The 22,023-nt window shown below is 66.1% G+C and carries 21 protein-coding genes; 8 read left to right on the forward strand and 13 right to left on the reverse strand.

Going from position 1 to position 22,023, the window contains the following annotated elements:
• Positions 1-19 precede the first annotated feature (19 nt).
• The 4 genes from AC1DEL_RS06650 to AC1DEL_RS06665 all read right to left on the reverse strand — a co-directional run bounded on the left by AC1DEL_RS06650 (position 20) and on the right by AC1DEL_RS06665 (position 4,082).
• Entirely contained in the window at positions 20-802 is a 783-nt protein-coding gene (locus AC1DEL_RS06650) for an enoyl-CoA hydratase/isomerase family protein (protein ID WP_441590729.1), read from the reverse strand.
• Complete coding sequence (locus tag AC1DEL_RS06655; RefSeq protein ID WP_454757312.1) at positions 802-1,812, reverse strand: Bug family tripartite tricarboxylate transporter substrate binding protein; 1,011 nt, start codon at positions 1,810-1,812, stop codon at positions 802-804. Before AC1DEL_RS06655 ends, AC1DEL_RS06650 begins: the two co-directional genes overlap by 1 nt.
• A gap of 96 nt (positions 1,813-1,908) precedes the next feature.
• A complete protein-coding gene (locus AC1DEL_RS06660; protein WP_477106278.1) occupies positions 1,909-3,360 on the reverse strand; it encodes a malonyl-CoA decarboxylase domain-containing protein in 1,452 nt (483 codons plus the stop codon).
• On the reverse strand, positions 3,357-4,082 hold the full coding sequence (locus tag AC1DEL_RS06665) for a GntR family transcriptional regulator (protein WP_255370682.1): 726 nt from the start codon (positions 4,080-4,082) through the stop codon (positions 3,357-3,359). The genes AC1DEL_RS06660 and AC1DEL_RS06665 overlap by 4 nt, the downstream gene beginning before the upstream one ends.
• A 770-nt stretch (positions 4,083-4,852) precedes the next feature.
• Between AC1DEL_RS06665 and AC1DEL_RS06670 the strand changes: the two genes are divergently transcribed.
• Both AC1DEL_RS06670 and AC1DEL_RS06675 read left to right on the forward strand, forming a co-directional pair.
• Entirely contained in the window at positions 4,853-5,941 is a 1,089-nt protein-coding gene (locus AC1DEL_RS06670) for a YjgN family protein (RefSeq protein ID WP_477106276.1), read from the forward strand.
• A gap of 20 nt (positions 5,942-5,961) precedes the next feature.
• Positions 5,962-6,981 (forward strand): M48 family metallopeptidase, encoded by a 1,020-nt coding sequence (locus AC1DEL_RS06675; protein WP_477109777.1) that lies wholly within the window; start codon positions 5,962-5,964, stop codon positions 6,979-6,981.
• Positions 6,982-6,987: 6 nt separating this feature from the next.
• Here the strand turns inward: AC1DEL_RS06675 and lgt are convergent, their stop codons facing one another.
• A complete protein-coding gene (gene lgt / locus AC1DEL_RS06680; RefSeq protein ID WP_092290761.1) occupies positions 6,988-7,806 on the reverse strand; it encodes a prolipoprotein diacylglyceryl transferase in 819 nt (272 codons plus the stop codon).
• A 47-nt stretch (positions 7,807-7,853) separates the two neighbouring features.
• Positions 7,854-8,831 (reverse strand): LysR family transcriptional regulator, encoded by a 978-nt coding sequence (locus AC1DEL_RS06685; protein WP_092290763.1) that lies wholly within the window; start codon positions 8,829-8,831, stop codon positions 7,854-7,856.
• Between the two features lie 165 nt (positions 8,832-8,996).
• Here AC1DEL_RS06685 and ilvD point away from each other — a divergent pair, with 165 nt between their 5' ends.
• Positions 8,997-10,670 (forward strand): dihydroxy-acid dehydratase, encoded by a 1,674-nt coding sequence (gene ilvD, locus AC1DEL_RS06690; protein ID WP_477106274.1) that lies wholly within the window; start codon positions 8,997-8,999, stop codon positions 10,668-10,670.
• A gap of 75 nt (positions 10,671-10,745) precedes the next feature.
• On the opposite strand, the gene AC1DEL_RS06695 is transcribed toward ilvD, so the two are convergent.
• The 3 genes from AC1DEL_RS06695 to AC1DEL_RS06705 are packed head-to-tail and all read right to left on the reverse strand — an operon-like array spanning position 10,746 to position 13,240.
• Entirely contained in the window at positions 10,746-11,255 is a 510-nt protein-coding gene (locus tag AC1DEL_RS06695) for a hypothetical protein (protein ID WP_477125427.1), read from the reverse strand.
• Positions 11,252-11,689, reverse strand: coding sequence for a DNA polymerase III subunit chi (locus AC1DEL_RS06700; protein WP_092290769.1), 438 nt, complete (start codon positions 11,687-11,689; stop codon positions 11,252-11,254). The genes AC1DEL_RS06695 and AC1DEL_RS06700 overlap by 4 nt, the downstream gene beginning before the upstream one ends.
• 21 nt (positions 11,690-11,710) lie before the next feature.
• Complete coding sequence (locus tag AC1DEL_RS06705; RefSeq protein ID WP_092290771.1) at positions 11,711-13,240, reverse strand: leucyl aminopeptidase; 1,530 nt, start codon at positions 13,238-13,240, stop codon at positions 11,711-11,713.
• A 163-nt stretch (positions 13,241-13,403) separates the two neighbouring features.
• On the opposite strand from AC1DEL_RS06705, the gene lptF reads away from it, so the two are divergent.
• Genes lptF through AC1DEL_RS06720 form a run of 3 tightly spaced genes read left to right on the forward strand, consistent with a single transcriptional unit; the run spans position 13,404 to position 16,095 of the window.
• Entirely contained in the window at positions 13,404-14,525 is a 1,122-nt protein-coding gene (gene lptF, locus AC1DEL_RS06710; RefSeq protein ID WP_092290773.1) for an LPS export ABC transporter permease LptF, read from the forward strand.
• The gene (gene lptG / locus AC1DEL_RS06715) at positions 14,522-15,685 is read left to right on the forward strand and encodes an LPS export ABC transporter permease LptG (RefSeq protein ID WP_092290775.1); all 1,164 of its coding nucleotides are present in this window, start codon (positions 14,522-14,524) and stop codon (positions 15,683-15,685) included. Before lptF ends, lptG begins: the two co-directional genes overlap by 4 nt.
• Before the next feature lie 5 nt (positions 15,686-15,690).
• Positions 15,691-16,095 (forward strand): sirohydrochlorin chelatase, encoded by a 405-nt coding sequence (locus AC1DEL_RS06720; protein ID WP_369825672.1) that lies wholly within the window; start codon positions 15,691-15,693, stop codon positions 16,093-16,095.
• Positions 16,096-16,148: 53 nt separating this feature from the next.
• Here the strand turns inward: AC1DEL_RS06720 and cyoD are convergent, their stop codons facing one another.
• Genes cyoD through cyoA form a run of 4 tightly spaced genes read right to left on the reverse strand, consistent with a single transcriptional unit; the run spans position 16,149 to position 20,147 of the window.
• Entirely contained in the window at positions 16,149-16,505 is a 357-nt protein-coding gene (cyoD, locus tag AC1DEL_RS06725; protein ID WP_477104818.1) for a cytochrome o ubiquinol oxidase subunit IV, read from the reverse strand.
• Positions 16,505-17,170: a cytochrome o ubiquinol oxidase subunit III gene (cyoC, locus tag AC1DEL_RS06730; protein WP_092290781.1), complete on the reverse strand. Its 666-nt coding sequence runs from the start codon at positions 17,168-17,170 to the stop codon at positions 16,505-16,507. Before cyoC ends, cyoD begins: the two co-directional genes overlap by 1 nt.
• Before the next feature lie 2 nt (positions 17,171-17,172).
• Complete coding sequence (gene cyoB / locus AC1DEL_RS06735; protein ID WP_092290783.1) at positions 17,173-19,149, reverse strand: cytochrome o ubiquinol oxidase subunit I; 1,977 nt, start codon at positions 19,147-19,149, stop codon at positions 17,173-17,175.
• 5 nt (positions 19,150-19,154) lie between these two features.
• Positions 19,155-20,147, reverse strand: coding sequence for a ubiquinol oxidase subunit II (gene cyoA, locus AC1DEL_RS06740; RefSeq protein ID WP_092290785.1), 993 nt, complete (start codon positions 20,145-20,147; stop codon positions 19,155-19,157).
• Positions 20,148-20,249: 102 nt separating this feature from the next.
• On the opposite strand from cyoA, the gene AC1DEL_RS06745 reads away from it, so the two are divergent.
• On the forward strand, positions 20,250-21,650 hold the full coding sequence (locus AC1DEL_RS06745) for an aminotransferase-like domain-containing protein (protein WP_477125426.1): 1,401 nt from the start codon (positions 20,250-20,252) through the stop codon (positions 21,648-21,650).
• Between the two features lie 269 nt (positions 21,651-21,919).
• Positions 21,920-22,023 (forward strand): transposase (locus AC1DEL_RS06750; RefSeq protein ID WP_477109024.1); only part of this gene is annotated, 104 nt, incomplete at its 3' end.

Raw genomic sequence — 22,023 nt, forward strand, 5'->3', positions numbered from 1 at the left:
GTGCCGGCCGGCCGCCATCTTACTCCCCGGTGAACTCGGGCCGCCGGTGCGCCAGAAAGGCGGCCACGCCCTCGGCGTGATCGCGGCTGCCGGCGTAGGCGAAATGCGCGTCGATTTCGGCCGCCGTGAGCGGCGCGGGATCGGGCGACAGGCGACGGATCGTCGCCTTGTTGATCCGGGCGGCCAGCGGCGCGCCGGCGCAGAGGCGCTGCACGGTGGCGGCTACCTCGTCGTGGAGCGCGGACTCGGCCACCACGCGTGTGAGCAAGCCCTTACGCTCCGCCTCGGCCGCATCGAACACACGGCCTTCCAGCAGGATTTCCAGCGTGACGGCGCGCCCGGCCAGCGCCAGGAGCCCGCCCAACTCGCCGGGCGCCATCGGGAAACCCAGCCGGTTGATTGGCACGCCGAAGCGGCTGCCCGCCGCGGCGATGCGCAGATCGCAGTGGCAGGCAATTTCCAGCCCGCCGCCCACGCAGACACCCTCGATCATCGCCAGCGTCGGATGCGGGCACGTGGCGATGGCCGCCAGCGCCGGGGCGAGGATCTCCGTGTGGTAGCGGCGCACCGACGCCTCGTCGCGCCTCACGACCGGAAACTCGGCGATGTCGGCGCCGGCGGCAAAATTGCCTTCGGCGCCCCGCACCACCACGCAGCGCAGCGACGTATCCGCCGCCAGCTCCGCGAAGCCCGTGGTCAGCGCCTGCCACATGCTGGTCGAGATCGCGTTGAGCTTGCCCGGATGCGACAGCGTGACCGTGGCCACGGCGCCGTCCCGCGCGAACGTGACGGTGCCGCCCATCAGTCGATCTTGGCGCCGGAGCGCTGCACCACCTCGGCCCAGCGCTTGATTTCGGCATGCTGGAACGTGGCGAACTGGTCAGGCGTGAACGCCGGCGTTTCCGAGCCGTTCTGGAGCCAGATCTGCTTCATTTCCGGCGAGTTCAGTGCCTTGGTGGTCTCGGTGTAGAGCCGGTCGATCACTTCCTTCGGCGTGCCCTTCGGCGCCCAGAGCGCGTACCACGTCGACACCTCGTAGTTCGGCACGCCCGCCTCGGCCGCCGTCGGCACGTTCGGGAAGGCCGGCGAGCGCTTGTTCGCCGCCACCGCCAGCGCCTTGATACGGCCCGCGCGGATGTGTTGCGCCGATGAGCCCAGGCCGTCGAACAGCATGTCCACCTGGCCGGCGATCAAATCCGACAGCGCCGGGCCGGCGCCCTTGTAGGGGATGTGCGTGATGAAGGTCTGCGTCTGCAGCTTGAACAGCTCGCCCGCCAGATGGTGCGACGAGCCATTGCCGGCCGAACCATAGTTCAGCTTGCCCGGATTGGCCTTGGCGTAGGCAATCAGCTCCTTGAGCGTGTTGGCCTGCACCTTGGTCGGATTCACCACCACCACCTGCGGCGGCTGGGCAATCACGGTGACGGGGATGAAGTCCTTCTCGATGTCGTAATCGAGCTTCTTGTAGAACGACGGGGCGATGGCGTGGTGCGCCCCGCCGATGAAGATGGTGTAGCCGTCCGGCGCGGCCTTGGCGGCGATGCTGGCGCCCACGGTGCCGCCCGCGCCACCGCGGTTGTCGATCACGAACTGCTTGCCGAGCTGCTTGGACAACTGGGCGGTCAGCGGACGCGCGAAGGCGTCGGTGCCGCCGCCGGCGGGGAACGGCACGATCACGGTGACCGGCTTGCTCGGCCACGTATCGGCCAGCGCGGCCGGCGCATACATCGACCCTGCCGACGCGGCGGCTACACCCGCCACGACCGCGAACGCACGCGCGCACGCGGTCAGATGGAACTGACGACGATTCATGTACTGTCTCCTCTCTCTACTTGCTGCGGAAAGTCAATCGAAGTACTACATTCACCCGACAAAAATGCCTGGCGCCATCCGTGCCCGACCCAGGGGTCACAGCAGCTTGCCCACCGCACGGCTCATGCGGGGATTGCCATCGCCAAGGCGTGCCAGATTGTCATCCAGCGCCTCCGGCACGTAAAGATAATTCACCATCATGCCGCACGACTGGGCGCGGCCTTTTCGCGACAGGTCGGCAGCCCAGTTCAGCCGCTCCACGCAGGCGCCATTGCCCAGGTGGAAGCGCGCCACGGGGTCCGCCGGCTGCCCCGGCGCGCCCTCGCGCACGAGGTAGTGGGCGGCCAGCGTCAGCGCGGTATCGCGCACCACGGGGTCCGGCGCGTCGGCGGGCAGCGCGGCCAGCCAGCCGGCGCCATCCGTGGGCGCCGTGCCCTGGCGCTCGGTCCAGCGCGCCAGGCGCTTCTCGCCCAGGATCGTCACGATGGCGTCGCCGTGCTGCTTGCGCAGCCAGTCGGCAAACCCGGGCAGCGGAGACAGCGTGGCAAACTGTTTCAGCTTGGGGAACTCGCGCTGCAATTCCTCGATGACACGCTTCAAGAGGAAATTGCCGAAGCTCACGCCGCGCAGCCCCGCCTGCGTGTTCGATATCGAATAAAAGATGGCCCACTTGACCCGGCGCAGGTCCTCCAGCGGCGCGGCTTCGTCGAGCAGCGCCTGCACGTTGGCCGCCATCTCGGGCACGAAGGCCACCTCGACGAAGATCAGCGGCTCGCGCGGCATGCGCGGGTGGAAGAACGCGTAGCAGCGGCGGTCCGAGTCGAGCCGGTTGCGCAGATCGGTCCAGGAGGCGATTTCGTGCACGGCCTCGTAGCGGATCAGCTTTTCCAGCAGGGAGGCGGGCGAGTCCCAGGTGATGGGCTGCAATTCGAGCAGGCCGACATCGAACCAGTTCGAGAACAGCGCTTCCAGGTCTTCGTCGAGCACGCGCAGGCCCGGCACGCGCTTGTGCCAGCGGAGCATGTCCGCGCGCAGTTGGATCAGGAAGTGCAGGCCGCACGCGCTGTTGTCGCTCTTGCCATGGTGCGCGGCCAGCCGCTTGAAGAAGCGGATGCGTGCGTTGGACAGCGCCTGCGACAGGCCGGACGCCGCGCCAGATTGGGAGGCCGATTGCGCGCTGCCCGACTTCGCGCCAGCACCATCGGCACCCGCCGCCACTTCGGCCAGCACCGTCAGCATCGCCTGGCGCACCGGCTCCGGCGCGGCCTCGTACTCGGCCTGCCACGCCTGTGCGGCGGCGTTGGCGGCGCCATCGGTCAGCCGGGCATCGAAACAGGGGCGAAGCTGCTCGCGCTGGCGCTTCATCGCGCGCGTGGAGAGCGCCGGGGCGTCAGCCTCCTCCGCCTTGGCACGCTTGGCCGGGGCGGTTTCCCCTTCGCCCTTGCGGCTCCACCAGCGGCCGAAGCGCGACAACAAGGTATCGCCGACCGGTTCCGTGGCTTCCAGCGGGGCGCTGACTTTCTGTTCGGCGGGATCGAGGGCGCTCATGAGACTCCTGCGGCGAGAACGTTGCGGAGAACGGGTGAGGCGGCGGCTGCGGACTCGGCAGGCTCCGGGGCCGGATCGGCACGATCCAGCGCCCGCAGCGCGCCGCGCTGGCGCAGCACGTGGGTCTTCATCAGCGCCTCGGCCCCTTCCGGGTCGTGCGCCTTGAGCGCGGAAAACACCGACATGTGCTCGGCGCACGATTCGTGAATCCGGCCCGGCAGCTTCAGGCTCTTGTGGCGCGACAGGCGCAGCACCTTGCGCAGGTCGCTGACCACGCCGGACAGCCAGCGGTTGCCGGCCAGGCGCTGGAGCGCCTCGTGGATCTGATAGTTGGTTTCGTAATAGGCGTCGATGTCGCCAGCCTGGGCGTAGCGCGCGAGGTCGGCGTGCAGGCCCTCCAGCGCGTCGAGATCGGCCTGCGTGACGTTGCGCGCGGCCTCGTAGGCGCAGCGGCCTTCGAGCAGCGCCATCAGCGGGAAGATCTCATCGAGATCCTGCTCGGTCAGCGCGTTGACGAAGCAGCCGCGCCGGGGCTCCAGCCGCACCAGCCCTTCGGCCGCGAGCACCTTGAGCGCCTCACGCAACGGCGTGCGCGAGGTGCCGAGCGAGGCGGCCAGCGCCACTTCGTCGATCCATGCGCCGGGCATCAGCGTGTGATCGTCGATCATCGCCCGCAAACGGTCTGCCACTTCGAGGTACAGCGCCTGCCGGATGATTCGCACGATGCCTCCGGTCCCGGGATACCGGGGAAGACTGCCCACGCGGCGTATGCGCCGCAATAATTCATAATTATGGGGAGCGCCGGCAGCGTGGCAAGCGGTTTCGATGCTGCAATGCGGAAAGCGACAAAAGGCGTGGCGCGCAAACCTCGCCAGCCGTTTCGGAGACATTCGGGGAGTACAAATAGGTGCAGCGGACGACTTCCCCAGGCCTCCCTGCCGGGGAAATCGTCCGCGCCTGAAAGAACCGCCGTCGGACATCTCATCGCTTGCCGGCGTTCGTTGCCGACGTGCGTGGACCAGAGTGATTACCTGGCGCTGGCCCGCGCCTGCCCCCGCTGAAGCGTCCCGTTGGGACGCGGACTTTCCCGTTGCTTTTCTGCTGCGTGGCGTCATCCCGGTCGATGTCCTCCCTCGGTCCATCGCCGCGGGCAGCTTCGCCATGCCACCCGTCTTTTTGTAACAAGTCATAAAGCGAATACCGTGCCATCCTACTTAAGTCATTGATTTTATTGAGGTGGACGATTGACGACTTGTTACATTTCATGGAGCATGTAACAGGATGTTTCTCCGTCGTTACGACTGACCTCGACGCGCCAACACTCTCTGACTCGTCTATTCCGGCGTTTTGTGATGGACAGCCGTCAGCGCAGTGCCACAATGTGTCGCCCGACGCACGAAAGGCCCGGGCAAATCGGTTGCAAATATGAAACGAGGGCGGTTGGCGCCAGAATGCCGACCCACGACGCCCCGACGACCAGGGAGGTCAAAACATGGCATGGGATCACAAGGGCGAGCACTTCATCGGTGCCGGATCACCGGATTTTGGGCATACGCCCCCGCCGCCGGCACCGCTTCAGCTCTCGTTTACCGGATCGGGCTCGGAATACTTCCGTATCTGGATCGTCAACGCGCTGCTCACGGTGGTCACGCTCGGCATCTACTCCGCGTGGGCCAAGGTCCGCACGCTCCAGTATTTCTATCGCAACACACGGCTCGATGACGCCGCGTTCGACTATCACGGCAAACCGGGCGCCATCCTCAAGGGCCGCGCCATCGTGCTGGTGCTGGCCATGGTGGTCCAGTTCAGCGGCGTGGTGAGCCCGGTGCTGCCGCTGGTGTTCGCGGTGGTCTTTGCCGCCGTGTGGCCGTACCTGCTGGTGCGCTCGCTGCGCTTCCGCATGGCCAATTCGAGCTATCGCGGACTGCGCTTTGCCTTCACCGGCGGCGACAAGGAAGCCTACAAGGTGTTCCTGCTGTGGCCGATCCTGTCGACGCTGACGCTCGGCCTGCTGGCGCCGCTGGCGCACCAGCGCTTCAAGCAGTACCAGCACAACCACACGCGCTTTGGCACGGCACCGTTCGCGTTCGATGCCACGTCTGGTGACTTCTATGGCGTGTACCTGCGTACCGGCATGGTGACGGCGCTGTTCATGATCGTCGGCGCCGTGCTCAGCGCCATCGCCATCCCGGCCGGGGCCGATACCAAGGGCGGCGTGGCCATCGTGCTCGGTGGGACGGTCGCGTTCACCTACTTCGGCATCATGCTGACCGGCCCCTACTTCACGGCCAAGCTCCAGAACCTGGTCTGGAGCCACACCACGCTGGCCCCGCACCGCTTCGAGAGCCGCGTGGGCGCGGGCCGCATGATCTTCATCACGATTACCAACTGGATCGCCATCGCCCTCACCTGCGGCCTGTTCCTGCCGTTCGCGAAAGTCCGCTCCACCCGCTACCGCGTGGAATCGGTGACGATGTTCGCCGCCGGTCCGCTGGACGCCTTCGTGGCCGGCGAAGCCGAGCAGGTCAGCGCGCTGGGCGACGCCACCGTGGACTGGTACGACATCGACATCGCGCTCTGAGCGCGGCGCGGAGCATCGCCATGGTAGCGGCCCGGTATTTCGACACGCGCTCGTCGCGCGCCCATCCCGTCGTGCTGATCGTGCAGGGCGGGCAGGCCATCCTGCACGATGCCGAGGGCGCGGAGGTGCGCCGTGCGCCGCTGGCCTCGCTGCGGGTGTCCGAGCGCAACAAGCGGGCGCCGCGCCTGGTGACCTTCGATGACGGCGCGTACTGCGAGGTGGCTGACCACGCCACGTTCGAGGCCATGCTGGCCAGCACCGGCCACCGCGAGGGCTGGGTGTCGCGCGCGCAGAACAGCTGGCGGCTTACGGGCCTCGCCCTGCTGGGGATGCTGGCCGTCGTGCTGGGCGCCTATTTCTACCTGCTGCCGTGGAGCGCCGAGGTGCTGGCGTCGACCGTGCCGGCGTCCATCGAGGCGCAACTGGGCCAGGCCACGCTCGACAGCCTCGACCACGGCCTCGTGACGCCAAGCAAGCTGCCCGCCGCCGACCAGCAGCGGATTCGCGACAACTTTGCCGCGCTACGTCGCCCCGACGATCCCGACCACGCCTACCAACTGCTGTTCCGCCACGGCGACCGGCTCGGCGCGAACGCGCTGGCGCTGCCGGGCGGCACCATCGTGGTCACGGACGAACTGGTGGCCCTGATCGGCACCGGTGCCGGCATGATGGGCGTGCTGGCGCACGAGGCCGGCCACGTGGCGCAGCGCCACGGGCTGCAGCAGGTGATCCAGGCATCGGCCGTCGGCGCGCTGGCGGCGTACTTCTTCGGGGATTTTTCGACGGTGCTCGCCACGGTGCCGGCCGCGATGCTGACCATGCGCTATTCGCGGGACCATGAGCGCGAGGCGGACGCCTACGCGGTAGAGGTGATGCGGCGGAACCGCTTGCCGGTCTCCGCCCTTGCCGATGTGCTGGGGAAGCTGGAAGACGCCCATGGCGGCAAGTCGTCGGACAAGTCCGAGGACGATGCCAGCTTCTTCTCGACCCACCCGCTCACGCGCGAGCGGATCGAGGCCATCCGGGCCGCCGGGAACTGACGGCGATCAGCGCGCCGCGCCCGCCGCGGCGCCGTTGCCCTGGCGGCGATAGGCCCAGACCATCATCAGCACGCCGGCCAGCACCATCGGCAGGCTCAGCCACTGGCCCATCGAGAAATTCAGCGCCAACAGGCCGAGGAAGGTGTCCGGCTCGCGCGCAAACTCGGCCAGGAAGCGGAAGCCGCCGTAGCCGATCAGGAACGCGCCGGACACCGCCCCCATCGGGCGCGGCTTGCGCGAGAACAGCCACAGGATGAGGAACAGCGCCACGCCTTCCAGCGCGAACTGGTACAGCTGCGACGGGTGGCGCGGGATGTTGTCGCCAGCCTGCGGGAAGATCATCCCCCACGGCAGGTCGGTCGGACGGCCCCACAGTTCGCCGTTGATGAAGTTGCCGATGCGGCCGGCAGCCAGCCCGCACGGGATCATCGGCGCGATGAAGTCGGTCACTTCCAGCCAGTGCCGGCGCCGCACCTTGCCGAACACCCACATCGCCACGAGCACGCCGAGGAAGCCGCCGTGGAACGCCATGCCGCCCTCCCAGACCTTGAAGATCTCGAGTGGATGCGTGAGGTAGTAGGTCGGCTTGTAGAACAGCACGTAGCCCAGCCGCCCGCCCAGGATCACGCCGAGCACGCCGTAGAACAGCATGTCGTCGAGGTCGCGCGTGGCCCAGCCGCGCGCGGCGATGTGCGGCTGGCGCACGCGCAGGCGGCCGAACCACAGGAACATGATGAAGCCGGCCAGGTACATCAGACCGTACCAGCGGATGGCCAACGGGCCCAGGTGAAGCGCGACCGGGTCGAATTGCGGATGAACGAGCATGGCGGAGGAGAGGTATTTATATAGTGTCTGGGGTGATGCCGTCGGGGTCATGCTGCCTTGATACCATCGTCCTGCGACAGGCCGATGGCGGTGGCCAGCCCGGCCGCGATGTCGATGAACGACCGCAGCACCGGCGCCATCCCCGATTGCCCGGCCGAAGGCCCGGCGGCGCCTTCGCGCCAGACCAGGCCGGTCTCGATCAGCGGGCCGGCATCGCGCAGCGTCAGGTAGGACACGCCCGTACGCCGCAGGTTGCACAGCGATGCGGGCACCAGCGCCACGCCCATGCCAGCTGACACCAGGCTCACGATGGTCTGCATCTGGATGGCCTCCTGGGCAATCGCCGGCGTCAGGCCGTCCCGCGCATAGTAGCCCGTAATGATGTCATAAAACGCCGGCGCGCTACGACGCGGGAAGATGATCAGCGGCTCGTGCGCGGCGTCGCGCAGGGCGATTTCGGTCGGCGCAGGGGCATCGGCGGCGAGGCTGGCGGGCCGCCAGCCATCGGGCACGGCCAGCACCAGCGGCTCGCGCACCAGCGGCAGGTACGAGAGCCCGTGCGGCATCACGGCCAGTTGCGGACGGATGACAAGACCCGCGTCGATCGCGCCCTCGGCCAGCGCCTCCAGCTGGACGTCGCTGGTGGCTTCGCGCAGTTGCAGTTGCACCTCGGGGTGCCGAGCGCGGAAATGCCGCAGCAGCTCGGGCAGGATGCCGTAGTCGGCCGTGCTGACGAAGGCCAGCGCCAGCGAGCCCACCTCGCCCCGCGCCAGCCGCTGGGCCAGCCCGGGCAGCGCGGCGGCATCGGCCAGCACGCGGCGCACCTCGGGCAGCCACTGCTGGCCGGTGGGCGTCAGCATCACGGACCGGCGCGTGCGCGCGAACAGCTGCACGCCGATCTCCTCCTCCAGCGACTGGATCTGCTGCGAGAGCGGCGGCTGGGTCATGGCCAGCCGCCTTGCCGCGCGGCCGAAATGTAGCTCTTCCGCCACTGTCACGAAGTACCGCAGTTGCCGCAGGTCCACGCACGCTCCCGTTCGTCGCTGTGATAGGTTTTTCGACTCAATACAGGTCAAATAATATATTTGACATGATACTACGCAGGCGGCATCCTTCAGGCCACAAACACGGCAGGCCGTGGCATCGACCACGTCCGAGCCCGCCGCAAACTCCCCGGAGAGACCCCCACCATGGCATTCAACAAACGCTCGAAGCACATCACGCAAGGCGTGGCGCGCTCCCCCAATCGTTCGATGTACTACGCGCTCGGCTACCAGAAGGAAGACTTCGACAAGCCGATGGTGGGCATCGCCAATGGCCACTCGACCATCACCCCCTGCAACGCCGGCCTGCAGCGCCTGGCCGATGCGGCCGTGGACGCCATCAAGGCGTCCGACGCCAACCCGCAGATCTTCGGCACGCCGACCATCTCGGACGGCATGTCGATGGGCACCGAGGGCATGAAGTACTCGCTGATCTCGCGCGAAGTGATCGCTGACTGCATCGAGACCGCAGCCCAGGGCCAGTGGATGGACGGCGTGGTCGTGATCGGCGGTTGCGACAAGAACATGCCGGGCGGCATGATCGCGCTGGCGCGCACCAACGTGCCGGGCATCTACGTCTACGGTGGCACCATCAAGCCGGGCAACTGGAAGGGCAAGGACCTGACCATCGTGTCGTCGTTCGAAGCCGTGGGCGAGTTCACCGCCGGCCGCATGAGCCAGGAAGACTTCGAGGGCGTGGAAAAGAACGCCTGCCCGTCCACCGGCTCCTGCGGCGGCATGTACACGGCCAACACCATGAGCTCGTCGTTCGAGGCGCTGGGCATGTCCCTGCTGTACTCGTCGACGATGGCCAACCCGGACCAGGAAAAGGTCGACAGCGCCGCGGAATCGGCGCGCGTGCTGGTCGAGGCGATCAAGAAGGACATCAAGCCGCGCGACATCATCACGCGCAAGTCGATCGAGAACGCCGTGACGCTGATCATGGCCACGGGCGGCTCGACCAACGCGGTGCTGCACTACCTGGCCATCGCGCACTCGGCCGAGGTGGAGTGGACCATCGACGACTTCGAGCGCATCCGCCGCCGCGTGCCGGTGATCTGCAACCTGAAGCCGTCGGGCCAGTACGTGGCCACCGACCTGCACCGCGCGGGCGGCATTCCGCAGGTGATGAAGCTGCTGCTGAACGCCGGCCTGCTGCATGGCGACTGCCTGACCATCACCGGCCGCACGCTGGCCGAGGAACTGGAAGGCGTGCCCGACCAGCCGCGTGCGGACCAGGACGTGATCCTGCCGCTCGACAAGGCGCTGTACGCGCAGGGCCACCTGGCCATCCTGAAGGGCAACCTGGCCGAAGAAGGCGCGGTCGCCAAGATCACCGGCCTGAAGAACCCGGTCATCACCGGCCCGGCGCGCGTGTTCGAGGACGAGCAAAGCGCGATGGACGCCATCCTGGCCGACAAGATCAACGCCGGCGACATCCTCGTGCTGCGCTATCTGGGCCCGAAGGGCGGCCCGGGCATGCCGGAAATGCTGGCGCCGACCTCGGCCATCATCGGCAAGGGGCTGGGCGAATCGGTGGGCTTCATCACCGACGGCCGGTTCTCGGGCGGTACCTGGGGCATGGTGGTCGGTCACGTGGCGCCCGAGGCGTTCGTGGGCGGCACCATCGCACTGGTGAAGGAAGGCGATTCGATCACGATCGACGCGCACCAGCTGAAGCTGGAGCTGAACGTGTCCGATGAGGAACTGGCCAAGCGCCGCGCCACGTGGCAGCAGCCGGCGCCGCGCTACACGCGTGGCGTGCTGGCGAAGTTCTCGAAACTGGCCTCGACGGCCAGCAAGGGCGCCGTGACGGACTGACCCTGCCTGGGTCCCCGTCTCCCCTCTTCCGCCTGCGGGAGAGGGGAAAACTCTCTGCTTTCCCTGCTTTCTCTGCTACATCCCGCCCGGATCGCGCTCGATCTCCTCGAGCGTCGCATCCAGCCATTCCACCAGCCTCGCCTCCAACGCCTGCGTCAGCTCGCTGGCCAGTTGCGCGGTCAGCGGCGCCAGCCGCGATTGCAGCGTGGCTTCGGTATGGGCTTCCACCACCTGCGGCCACTCGCTGCGGAAACGCATCATCACGCGCGTCAGCAGTTCCGAGCGCACCGCGCGCAGGTCATCCTCACCCGGCAGAAAGGGCACCGGGTCGATCATCGGCGCTTCCGGATCGTCCTCCACCCCACCCTCGGTATCGCCGACTGACGACACCAGCCCTGACTCAGGCATGTTTGCCGTGTCGATGACCGTGCTGGCGGGCGTGTTGATCGACATGGAGGCATGCCCCGGCGGCGGCGCGAAGGCGGTCTCCGGCAGGTCGGGCAGGTCCACGACCTCGGTCAGCAACGGCACGCTGTCGTTCGGGCCCAGCCGCGGAATCACCCGCGAGGTGGTACGTTCACTCATGCGGATTCTCCCTTGGCGGACTGGCCAATGTCGTGGTGCGTGAGCGGATAGCCGCGCTCACGATAGAAGCGGTAACGGTCGCGCCCGGCGGCACGTTCGGCCTCGCCGGCCCCCACGACCTCGATCAGCCGCTCGAAGCTGGCGAACTGCGCCGGCGCCTCGGGCGACAGGTTGACGAGGATCTGGTGGTGCGGCACGCCCTCGAGCGTGGCGGCCAGGATGATCGGCGTCACCGCCGCGTTGGGGCTGTCCAGCCCGCAATGCGGCAGGAAGTCGAGCGGCGAGAACGTCCACAGCCGCGCATCGAGCTGCGTCAGCTGCTGTGCCGTGCCGTATACCACCACCTTCTGGCCCGCGCCGTACGCCTTGCGAACCAGGCGGCAGACGTAGGCCAGCGTGTCCGGCACGTTGCTGTGGAAGTCGATGCGCGTCATCCCGGCTACCTTTCCGTCGATTTACGACGCGCGATCCATCAGGAACTGCGTCAGCAGCGGTACCGGACGACCGGTGGCGCCCTTGGCCGCCCCGCTCTTCCAGGCCGTGCCGGCGATGTCCAGGTGGGCCCAGTCGTACTTTTCCGTGTAGCGCGCCAGGAAACAGGCCGCCGTGACGCTGCCCGCCGGGCGGCCGCCGATATTGGCCATGTCGGCGAAGTTCGACTTGAGCTGGTCCTGGTAGTCATCGTCCAGCGGCATGCGCCAGGCGGTGTCCATGGCCTTGCGGCCGGCGTCCAGCAGCTGGTCGGCCAGCAGGTCGTTGCGCGCGAAGAGGCCGCTGTTCACGTGGCCGAGCGCGATGATGCAGGCGCCGGTCAGCGTGGCCACGTCCACCACGGCGGCGGGCTTGAAGCGTTCCACGTAGGTCAGCGCATCGCACAGGATCAGGCGGCCTTCGGCGTCCGTGTTCAGGATCTCGATCGTCTGGCCGGACATGCTCGTCACCACGTCGCCCGGCTTGGTGGCGATGCCGCTGGGCATGTTCTCGCAGGTCGGGACCACGGCCACGACGTTGATTTTCAGGCCCATTTCGGCTACGGCCTGGATCGTGCCGAGCACCGAGGCGGCGCCGCACATGTCGTACTTCATCTCATCCATGCCCTCGCCCGGCTTCAGCGAGATGCCGCCGGTATCGAAGGTGATGCCCTTGCCCACCAGCACCACCGGGGCCTGCTTGGCGGCGGCGCCGTCGTAGCGCAGCACGATGAACTGCGGCGGCTCGACGCTGCCCTTGGTCACGGCCAGGAAGGCGCCCATGTTCAGGGCCTCGATCTGCTTGCGGCCCAGGATCTCGGCCTTGAGCTTGTGGCGCTTGGCCATGGCCCGGGCGGTATTGGCCAGGTAGGTCGGGGTGCAGATGTTGGACGGCAGGTTGCCGAGGTCGCGGGTCAGCTCCATGCCGTTGGCGATGGCGGTACCGCGCACCACGGCCTGGGTGGCCTGCTTGGCGTCGGCGGCATCCACGGCCAGCACGATCTTGCGCAGCGACGACTTGTCCGTGCCCACGCCCTTGGGCGGGCGCTTGAGTTCCGGATGGCGCTCCAGCAGGCGGTAGCCGGCGTCACGCACCAGGGTGATGGTGGTGATCACGGCCCAGGCCACGTCGCGCTGGGCCGGCGGCTGCTGGGCCAGGCACCAGAGGGCGGATGCGGCCCGCGTGCCGGACAGCGCACGCACGGCGGTGCGCACGGCCTCCACGAAAGCCTTGTCCGAGAACTCGGCTTCCTTGCCCAGGCCCACCAGCAGTACGCGGGCGGCGCCAATCCCGGCCACTTCGTGCAGCATCAGCTGGGTGCCGCGCTTGCCCTCGAAGTCGCCCTGCTTCACCAGACGCGCCACCAGCCCCTTGGTGGCGACATCCAGTGCCTTGGCCACACCAGCCAGGCTCTGGCCCTCGAACAGGCCAACCACCAGGCAGTCGGTCTTCGTGGCCAGGAAACCATTTTGGCCGGCTTTGCTCCAATCCAGGGCTTTTGTGCTAAATTCCATCGCGCTTCCTTCAGGGGCTCGTCGAAAAGAAAGGCCCCATTATCCGCGATTTTCATCCGCGATCTGCCGCCGCCGATCCGCCACGCTGACAGCCCGCGGTCCTGCCAGTCCCTCGGCCCCCGGTACATCGCCCGCTCCGGCCGGCAGCCGGAAGCGATTCCGCATGATCTTTCAACAAGCCCTGCGACGCGAGCTCGCCTACACCGCCGGCGCGGTGTTCCTGGTGATGCTGACTTTCATGCTCACGTCGCTCGTGATCCGCATCCTGGGGATGGCCGCCAATGGCAAGGCCAGCCCCAACGACGTGCTGATGCTGATCGGCCTGGCCACCATCGGCTATTTGTCGATCCTGCTGTCGGCCACGCTGTTCATCTCCACGCTGATCGTCCTGACCCGCTGGTACAAGGACTCCGAGATGGTGGTGTGGTTCTCGGCCGGCATCTCCCTGCGCGACCTGATCAAGCCGGTGCTCCAGTTCGCCGCGCCGTTCTTCGTCATGGCGTTGCTGCTGGGCATGTTCGCGTGGCCGTGGGCCAACCAGCAGAGCAGCCTGTTCCGCGACCGCTTCCAGCAGCGCGGCGTGCTGTCGATGATCGCCTCGGGCCGCTTCATCGAGCCGGCCAACGGCAATTACGTGCTGTTCATCGAGGGCATCGACGCGGACATGAAGTACGCGCGCAACGTCTTCGTGGCCAATGCCGAGGCGGGCAAGATCGGCGTGGCGTTGTCCCACCAGGGCCAGTTCCAGACCATGCCGAACGGCGACCGCCTGGTGGTGATGGAACACGGCCGGCGCTACGCCGGCACGCCGGGCCAGCTCGACTACCGCATCCTGGAATTCGACCGCTATGCCGTCAAGGTGGACAACAAGCCACCCGAGAGCGAGAGCGACATCCCGCCCAAGTCCCGCGACACGATCGACCTGATCCGCAATCCCACCCGTGAGAACCTGGGCGAACTGCTCTGGCGTGTCTCGCTGCCGATCCTCGCCTTCAATTTCGTGATGATCGCCATTCCGCTCGCGTACGTGAACCCGCGCCTGGGCCGCTATACGCCGCTCGTCTTCGCCGTGCTGATCTACCTGACCTACAGCAACATGATCAACCTGGCGCAGGCCTGGGTGCGCTCCGGGACGCTTTCCTTCTGGATGGCGCTCTGGCCGATCCACGTGCTGGCCTTCCTGGGCGCCGTGGGCATGTTCCGATACCGGCAGAACCGCAGCCTGGGCGGCTGGCGCGCCGTGTTCGGCATGCGCCGCAAGGCGCCCAAGGGGAGCCAGGCATGAGGATCCTCCAGGTCTACGAGCGGTATTTCGGCCGCCTGATCTATGGCGTGTTCGCGTTCATCCTGTTCGCGGTGCTGTCGCTGTTCGTCTTCTTCGACTTGCTCAATGAGCTGGAGAGCGTGCAAGGCGGCTACACCTCGCTGGTGGCGTTCTTCCACGTCATGCTGGAAGCGCCCACCCGGGTGTACGAGGTGCTGCCGATCGCGGTGCTGATCAGCGCGATCTACGTCTTCTCGCAACTGGCCAGCCAGTCGGAATACACGATCTTCCGCGTGGCCGGCCTGAACACGCGGCAGGCGTTGTTCTCGCTGTTCAAGCTGGCCGTGCCGCTGGCCGTCGTCACCTTCATCTTCGGCGAATTCATCGGCCCCGCGGCTGAGCAATACGCCCAGAAGGTGAAACTGGAGGCGATTGGCGCCACGGTGTCGGCGGGCTTCCGCTCCGGGGTCTGGGTCAAGGATCGCGACAAGGACACCACGCCCGAGGGCGCCGGCGGCGAGGTCACCCGCTTCGTCAATGTGCAGGGGCTGAAGCCGGACCAGACCATCAACGGCATCACCATCTACGAATTCGACCAGCAATACCGCCTGCGCGTGATCCGCGTGGCCAAGGAAGGCCGCTACCAGGGCGGTCAGGCGTGGCAGCTCAATGACGTCAACGAAACCCGTTTCATCGAGCTGCCCCACCCCGACGGCGCCAAGGGCGACGCCCTGGCGCCGGACTTCCGCGCCGAGCAGGCCAAGTTCCCGAACATGGTGATGCACTCGGAGCTGACGCCGCAGATCCTGTCGGTGCTGCTGGTCACCCCGGAGCGGATGTCCACGCTCGACCTGTTCCGCTACATCCGCCACCTGCGCGACAACAAGCAGGACACGCAGCGCTATGAAATCGCCTTCTGGAAGAAGGTGGTCTATCCGCTGACGCTGTTCGTGATGGTGGCGCTGGCGCTGCCGTTCGCGTACCTGCACGCGCGCGCCGGCGCGGTGGGCGTGAAGGTGTTCGGCGGCATCATGCTGGGGCTGTCGTTCCACTTGTCGAACACACTGTTCTCGCACGTCGGCCTGCTGCACACCTGGCCGCCGATCGTCTCGGCGCTCGTCCCCGGCACGCTCTACCTGGCCCTGGCGCTGAGCGCCCTGCGCTGGGTGGACCGGCATTGACGGCCGTGGCCACCACCGGCCTGGTCCTCTTCGCCCACGGCGCGCGCGACGCGCGCTGGCGCGAGCCCTTCGACCGGCTGCAGGCCAAGCTGTCTGCCCTGCTGCCGGACACCGCCGTGCGGCTGGCCTTCCTCGAACTGATGGAACCGTCGCTGCCCGTGGCGCTGGCCGAACTGGCCGGCGTTGGCGTGGCGGAAGTCACTGTCGTACCGGTGTTCTTCGGCCAGGGCGGCCACATCCGCCGCGACCTGCCGGCGCTGATCGACCAATGCCGGGCGCAATTTCCGGCGATGCGGATTGGCTGCGCCACGGCGGTGGGCGAGGCCGAAAGCGTGCTGGACGCGATTGCGGCGTACTGCGTGGGGGCGGTGGCAACAACACCATCGCGGCAATCGCCGATAGGGGAATGATCTGAAGACACGTCCATCAGCCATCACCGATGGACGTGCCAATTGCCTGCAATCTATCGGCTGCTGCCAACAGGCACCGACTGCATCGGCATCATGTTCAGGTTGGCGTTGTGCATGACCCACAACGACCCCGATACGACAATGGCGATCAGGAACACGGTACACGCAAAGATGGCCGTGTTGCCCCGCTGGCCCTTGCGCGGGCCCAGGTGCAGGAAGAACACCAGCTGCACCAGCAACTGGACGATACACAGCGTCACGATCATCAGCAGCCCCGCGCGCGGCGGCAACAGCTCGCCCATCACCGCACCGAACGAGATGAACGTCAGCACCAGCGAGAGCACGTAGCCGGTCAGGTGGCTGCGCAGGCTGCCATGGTCATCCTCATGCGCATGTCGTCGGTTGGCCATCACAGGAACTCCCGCAAGTAGACGATGGTGAAAACGCCGATCCAGACCAGGTCCAGGAAGTGCCAGAACAGGCTCAGGCAGGCCAGGCGACGACGCACGATGTCATCGAGACCGAACACCTGCACCTGGTTGACCATCACGATGATCCAGAGCAGCCCGGCGCTGACGTGCAGGCCGTGCGTACCCACGAGCATGAAGAACGCCGACAGATAGGCGCTGCGGTTCGGGCCTGCGCCCTCGTGCAGCAGTTCGTGAAACTCGAAGATCTCCATGCAGACGAAGGCGGCACCGAGCGCGAACGTCAGCACCATCCAGCGGATGACTTCGTTGGGGTTGCCCTTGCCGTTCCGTACCTTCTGCATCGCCACGCCGAAGGTGAGGCTGCTGGTCAGCAGCAGCACCGTTTCGCCGAGCACGAAGCGCAGATCGAACAGTTCGCGTCCGGTCGGGCCGCCGGCCGTGCCGTTGACGAGCACGCCAAATGTCGCGAACAGCGAGGCGAAGATCAGGCAGTCGCTCATCAGGTACAGCCAGAAGCCAAGCGTTAGGCTGCCTTGCGCCTGTTCGGCGTGATGCGCGTGATCGTCATCGTGCGCATGCGCGGCGTGGGTCTCGTGGTGCGGTGCCTGCGCGGCGTCTGCGCGCAGTTTCAAGGTCGTCGTCATGATCAGTTGGCCCCCTTCAGTTGCGCAAAGCGGGCGCGCTCGATGCGCTCCACTTCGGCGGCCGGGACGTAGTAGTCCACATCGCGGTCATAGGCGCGGGCGATGAACGTGCAGATCATCGCGGCCAGGCCAAAGCCCGCCATCCACCAGATGTGCCAGACCAGGCCAAAGCAGAGCACCAGCCCGAACACCGAGACGATGAAGCCCGCTGACGTGTTGCGCGGCATGTGGATGTCTTCGTACGCGGCAGGCGCCACGTAGGCGCGGCCCGCTTCCTTGTCATCCCAATGCTGTTCCAGCGACGTGATGTGCGGGACGTGCGCGAAGTTGTAGAACGGCGCTGGCGAGGCAGTAGCCCACTCCAGGCTCCGGCCGTCCCATGGATCGCCGGACAGGTCGCGGTTCTTGTTCCGGTCGCGCACGCTGACGAACAGCTGCCACAGGATCGCCAGGATGCCGCAGCCGATGACCACCGCCCCCACCAGGGCAACGATCAGGTAGGGCTGCCAATCGGGATTCTCATAGTGGTTCATGCGGCGCGTCATGCCTTGCAGGCCCAGCGCGTACAGCGGCATGAACGCCAGGTAGAAGCCAATCAGCCAGCACCAGAACGCGACCTTGCCCCAGAACTCGTTCAGCGTGAAGCCGAACACTTTCGGGAACCAGAACGTCATGGCCGCCAGGCAGCCAAACACCACGCCGCCGATGATCACGTTGTGGAAGTGGGCAATCAGGAACAGGCTGTTGTGCAGCACGAAGTCCGCGCCCGGCACGGCCAGCAGCACGCCGGTCATGCCGCCCACGGCAAACGTCACCATGAAGCCAATCGTCCACAGCGTCGACGAATGGAAGCGGATGCGTCCGCGGTACATCGTGAACAGCCAGTTGAACAGCTTCACGCCGGTCGGAATCGAGATGATCGACGTCATGATGCCGAAGAAGGCATTGACGCTGGCGCCCGAACCCATGGTGAAGAAGTGGTGCAGCCAGACGAAGAACGACAGGACACCGATCGACGATGTGGCGTACACCATCGACGTGTAGCCGAACAGCGGCTTGCGCGAGAACGTGGCGATGATCTCCGAGAACGCGCCAAAGCACGGCAGGATCAGCACGTAGACCTCGGGGTGGCCCCAGATCCAGATCAGGTTCACGTACATCATCGCGTTGCCGCCAAGCTCGCTGGTAAAGAAGTGCATGTCCAGGTAGCGGTCGGCGGCCAGCAGCGCCAGCGTGGCGGTCAGCACCGGGAAGATGGCGACAATCAGGATGTTGGTGATCAGCGCGGTCCACGTGAACACCGGCATCTTCATCAGGTTCAGGCCCGGTGCGCGCATGCGCAGGATCGTGACGATGAAGTTGATGCCGGTCAGCGTGGTGCCCAGCCCCGATATCTGCAGTGACCAGATGTAGTAGTCGACGCCCACCGTGGGGCTGTAGCCGAGCCCGCTCAAGGGCGGATAAGCGACCCACCCAGTGGCCGCGAAATCGCCGACGAACATCGACATCATGACCAGCACCGCGCCCATCGCCGACATCCAGAAACTCAGCGAGTTGACGAACGGGAACGCCACGTCGCGCGCGCCGAGTTGCAGCGGCACGATCACGTTCATCAAGCCGAGGATGAACGGCGTCGCCACGAAGAAGATCATGATCACGCCATGCGCGGTAAAGATCTGGTCGTAGTGATGCGGAGGCAGGTAGCCGGTTGCCTCGCCCACGGCGATGGCCTGCTGGGTGCGCATCATGATGGCATCCGCAAAGCCGCGCAGCAGCATGACCAGCGCCAGGATGATGTACATCACGCCGATGCGCTTGTGGTCGACGGAGCAGATCCACTCTTTCCAGAGGTAGGACCATTTGTTGTAGTACGTGATGGCGCCCAACAGCGCGGCGCCGCCCAGCAGCACCATCACCAGCGTGCCCATGATGATGGGCTCGTGCAGGGGGATGGCGTCGAGAGAGAGTTTTCCAAGCATGATGATTAGCGCTCCAGGGTCTGCTGCTGCGCCGGGAGCGGCGGCATGTTGGCGCCGGCAATGGCGCTGATGGTCACCGGGCTGTCCGCGCGGCAGATGTCGCCATTGCTGGCCATGTACTGGTCCACCACGCCCTGGAACAGGCGCGGATCGACCTTGGCGTAGAGCGTGACGGGGTCCTTGCTGCTGGGTTGCTCCAGCTTGCGGTAGGTCTGTTCGTCAAGCATGTGGCCCGATGCCCGGGCGCGCTCGATCCACGCATCAAACTCGGCCCGCGACGTGGCGACGGTGCGGAAATGCATGTCCGAGAAACCGGCGCCGCTATACGCCGCGGACCGGCCATCGAACACGCCAGGCTTGTCGGCAATCAGATGCAGCTTCGTCTGCATGCCGGCCATGGCGTAGACCATGCTGCCCAGGCGCGGGATGAACAGCGCGTTCATGGTCGATTCGGCCGTGATGCGGAAGTTGATCGGCGTCCCCACTGGCACGGGTAGCTCGTTCAGCGACGCCACGCCGTATTGCGGATAGATGAACAGCCACTTCCAGTCGAGCGCCACCACGTCCACTTCCAGCGGCGCCACCTTCGATTCGATCGGGCGGAACGGGTCGAGCTTGTGCGTGGTGTCCCAGATGATGATGCCGAGCAGCGCCACGATCACGCACGGAATCCCCCACACCACCACTTCAATGCGGGTCGAATGCGACCAGCGCGGCGCGTACTCGGCCTTGGTATTGCCTTCGCGGTACCGCCACGCAAACACCAGCGTAAGGATGATCACGGGGATCACCACCATCAGCATCAACGCCGTGGCCAGCACGATCAGGTCCCGCGTTTGCACGCCGATGGACCCGCTGGGGTCAAGCAGATCCCACGAACAACCGGCCAGGCTTAGCGGTAGCGCGGCGAGGGTCAGCCAACGCCAGAGAACAGGAGAAAGGAAACGGGGAGACTTTCGCCGACGGACGCCCCGCGTATCGGCCACACGCACATGCATAACAACCACCTTCGCAAGAAAAACGGGTTATCCGGTTTTGTATGGATTTACCCGAACCGCGAGGCATGCTAATGTAAGACAACGCCCATACAAGAGATTTCGATGCCGAATCAACACTCGAACGAGGCACCCGCCCGGCCCGACTGGGCCCGGCCACTTCGAGAAGGAAGCGGATCGCGATACCTTCAGATCGCCGACCTGATCGAGACGGCGATGCAAGGCGGGAGTCTTACCCCGGGCGACCGCCTGCCCTCGCAGCGACAGCTCGCGTCCCTGTTCGGCGTCGACCTGACGACCGTGACCCGTGGCCTGAACGAGGCGGCCCGACGCGGTCTTACCGTCGCCCGTGGCTCTCAAGGGACGTTCATTGCGCTACCGGCTTACGAGTTGTCCCAGGCCGTGGATCTCAGCATGAACGTGCCACCTCCGGCGCCCGGCATCGATGTCGGCGAGATGCTGCGACGGGGAATTGGGCAACTCACCCTGCGCGCGGATCCGGCACTGTTGATGACCTACCACCTGGGTGGCGGCACGACAACCGACCGGTCTGCCGGCGCGCGTTGGCTAGCGCCGATGCTGGGCTCGGTCGCCGAGGACGACGTCGTGGCATGCCCCGGTGCGCAGACGGCGTTGGCAGCCCTGATCATGGCTGGCACGGAACAAGGCGGCGCGATTGCCGCCGAGCCCTTGATTTATCCCGGGGTCCGGGCCGCCGCATCGCAACTCGGCAGGCGCATCGTCACGATTGCGGTCGATGGCGACGGCATGCGCCCAGACAGCCTGGAAGCGGCATGTCAGACGGAAGGGGTCCGGCTGGTCTACCTCAATCCAACGCTACAGAACCCGACGACGCATACGATGCCCGAGGCACGACGCCGAGACATCGCCCGTGTCGCGGAGCGGCAGGGCATCCTGATTATCGAAGACGACCCCTACTGGCTGCTCACACCTGATGCGCCCCCACCTATCGCTACCCTGGCGCCGCAGCAGACCGCCTATGTCTCGACGCTCTCGAAGTGTCTGAGCCCGGGGCTGCGGACCGCGTATGTGGTCGTGAAGGATCCGACCGTTCAGAACGCGATGCTGACTGCGCTCCGGGCCATCACGCTGATGGCGTCGCCGCTGGCGACGGCGCTCGCCACGCAGTGGATCCTCGATGGTGCCGCGAAGACGCTCCTTGACGGCATTCGGACGGAGGCTGACGCGCGGCAGCAAATCGCCAGACAATGGCTGGCGGGCTTCGATGCCAACCCTGCCTTGGGCATTCATATCTGGCATCCACTGCCGAGCTACTGGACATCGGCAGACTTCACCCGGACCGCGCGTTCCGAAGATCTTCGCGTGACCGGCGCCGACGCTTTTGCGGACGGCACGTCCGTGCCAGGTGCCATCCGGATTTCACTCGGTGGGGTCGCCGAACGCGGGCAGTTGTCGCTTGCGCTCAAGAAGCTGTCAGGGCTTCTCGCGCGAAGGCCGGCGCGCGACACATTTCAGGTCATTTGAGACGTCGGCTCAGTCCGCTCAAACCGTTCCAGCCTCCGATCGTGAGTCCGCCTGGCTCAGCGCCTGACGGACAAACCAGTTCGATGGCTGAGCCTACCGCAATCCATACAACTACATAGTTTGTATGCATTCAAGCCAATGATAATCCGTATATTCTGCGTCGATGTACGGATTTGCAAACCGGATTCGTGATCGGCGATGAACCAAAAAAAGCCAGAGCATCGTGAACTGCACCCCAAAAGTTGGACACCAACTTTTGGGGTGTTTTCATGTATCGGTACTCGGAGCAGTTCAGGCTGACAGTTATCCAGAGCTACCTGGACGGTCAGGCAGGCTATGGTGAGATCGCCAAACGCCATGAAATAGACAGCGG

The organism is Cupriavidus sp. 10L43_2 (assembly GCF_056395265.1).

What these genes read in the sequence shown, in the direction of transcription:
- AC1DEL_RS06650 (WP_441590729.1), bottom strand. Translation starts at nt 802, where the DNA reads ATGGGCGGCACCGTCACGTTCGCGCGGGACGGCGCCGTGGCCACGGTC.
- AC1DEL_RS06655 (WP_454757312.1), bottom strand. Translation starts at nt 1,812, where the DNA reads ATGAATCGTCGTCAGTTCCATCTGACCGCGTGCGCGCGTGCGTTCGCG.
- AC1DEL_RS06660 (WP_477106278.1), bottom strand. Translation starts at nt 3,360, where the DNA reads ATGAGCGCCCTCGATCCCGCCGAACAGAAAGTCAGCGCCCCGCTGGAA.
- AC1DEL_RS06670 (WP_477106276.1), top strand. Translation starts at nt 4,853, where the DNA reads ATGGCATGGGATCACAAGGGCGAGCACTTCATCGGTGCCGGATCACCG.
- AC1DEL_RS06675 (WP_477109777.1), top strand. Translation starts at nt 5,962, where the DNA reads ATGGTAGCGGCCCGGTATTTCGACACGCGCTCGTCGCGCGCCCATCCC.
- lgt (WP_092290761.1), bottom strand. Translation starts at nt 7,806, where the DNA reads ATGCTCGTTCATCCGCAATTCGACCCGGTCGCGCTTCACCTGGGCCCG.
- ilvD (WP_477106274.1), top strand. Translation starts at nt 8,997, where the DNA reads ATGGCATTCAACAAACGCTCGAAGCACATCACGCAAGGCGTGGCGCGC.
- AC1DEL_RS06695 (WP_477125427.1), bottom strand. Translation starts at nt 11,255, where the DNA reads ATGAGTGAACGTACCACCTCGCGGGTGATTCCGCGGCTGGGCCCGAAC.
- AC1DEL_RS06700 (WP_092290769.1), bottom strand. Translation starts at nt 11,689, where the DNA reads ATGACGCGCATCGACTTCCACAGCAACGTGCCGGACACGCTGGCCTAC.
- AC1DEL_RS06705 (WP_092290771.1), bottom strand. Translation starts at nt 13,240, where the DNA reads ATGGAATTTAGCACAAAAGCCCTGGATTGGAGCAAAGCCGGCCAAAAT.
- lptF (WP_092290773.1), top strand. Translation starts at nt 13,404, where the DNA reads ATGATCTTTCAACAAGCCCTGCGACGCGAGCTCGCCTACACCGCCGGC.
- lptG (WP_092290775.1), top strand. Translation starts at nt 14,522, where the DNA reads ATGAGGATCCTCCAGGTCTACGAGCGGTATTTCGGCCGCCTGATCTAT.
- cyoD (WP_477104818.1), bottom strand. Translation starts at nt 16,505, where the DNA reads ATGGCCAACCGACGACATGCGCATGAGGATGACCATGGCAGCCTGCGC.
- cyoC (WP_092290781.1), bottom strand. Translation starts at nt 17,170, where the DNA reads ATGACGACGACCTTGAAACTGCGCGCAGACGCCGCGCAGGCACCGCAC.
- cyoB (WP_092290783.1), bottom strand. Translation starts at nt 19,149, where the DNA reads ATGCTTGGAAAACTCTCTCTCGACGCCATCCCCCTGCACGAGCCCATC.
- cyoA (WP_092290785.1), bottom strand. Translation starts at nt 20,147, where the DNA reads ATGCATGTGCGTGTGGCCGATACGCGGGGCGTCCGTCGGCGAAAGTCT.
- AC1DEL_RS06745 (WP_477125426.1), top strand. Translation starts at nt 20,250, where the DNA reads ATGCCGAATCAACACTCGAACGAGGCACCCGCCCGGCCCGACTGGGCC.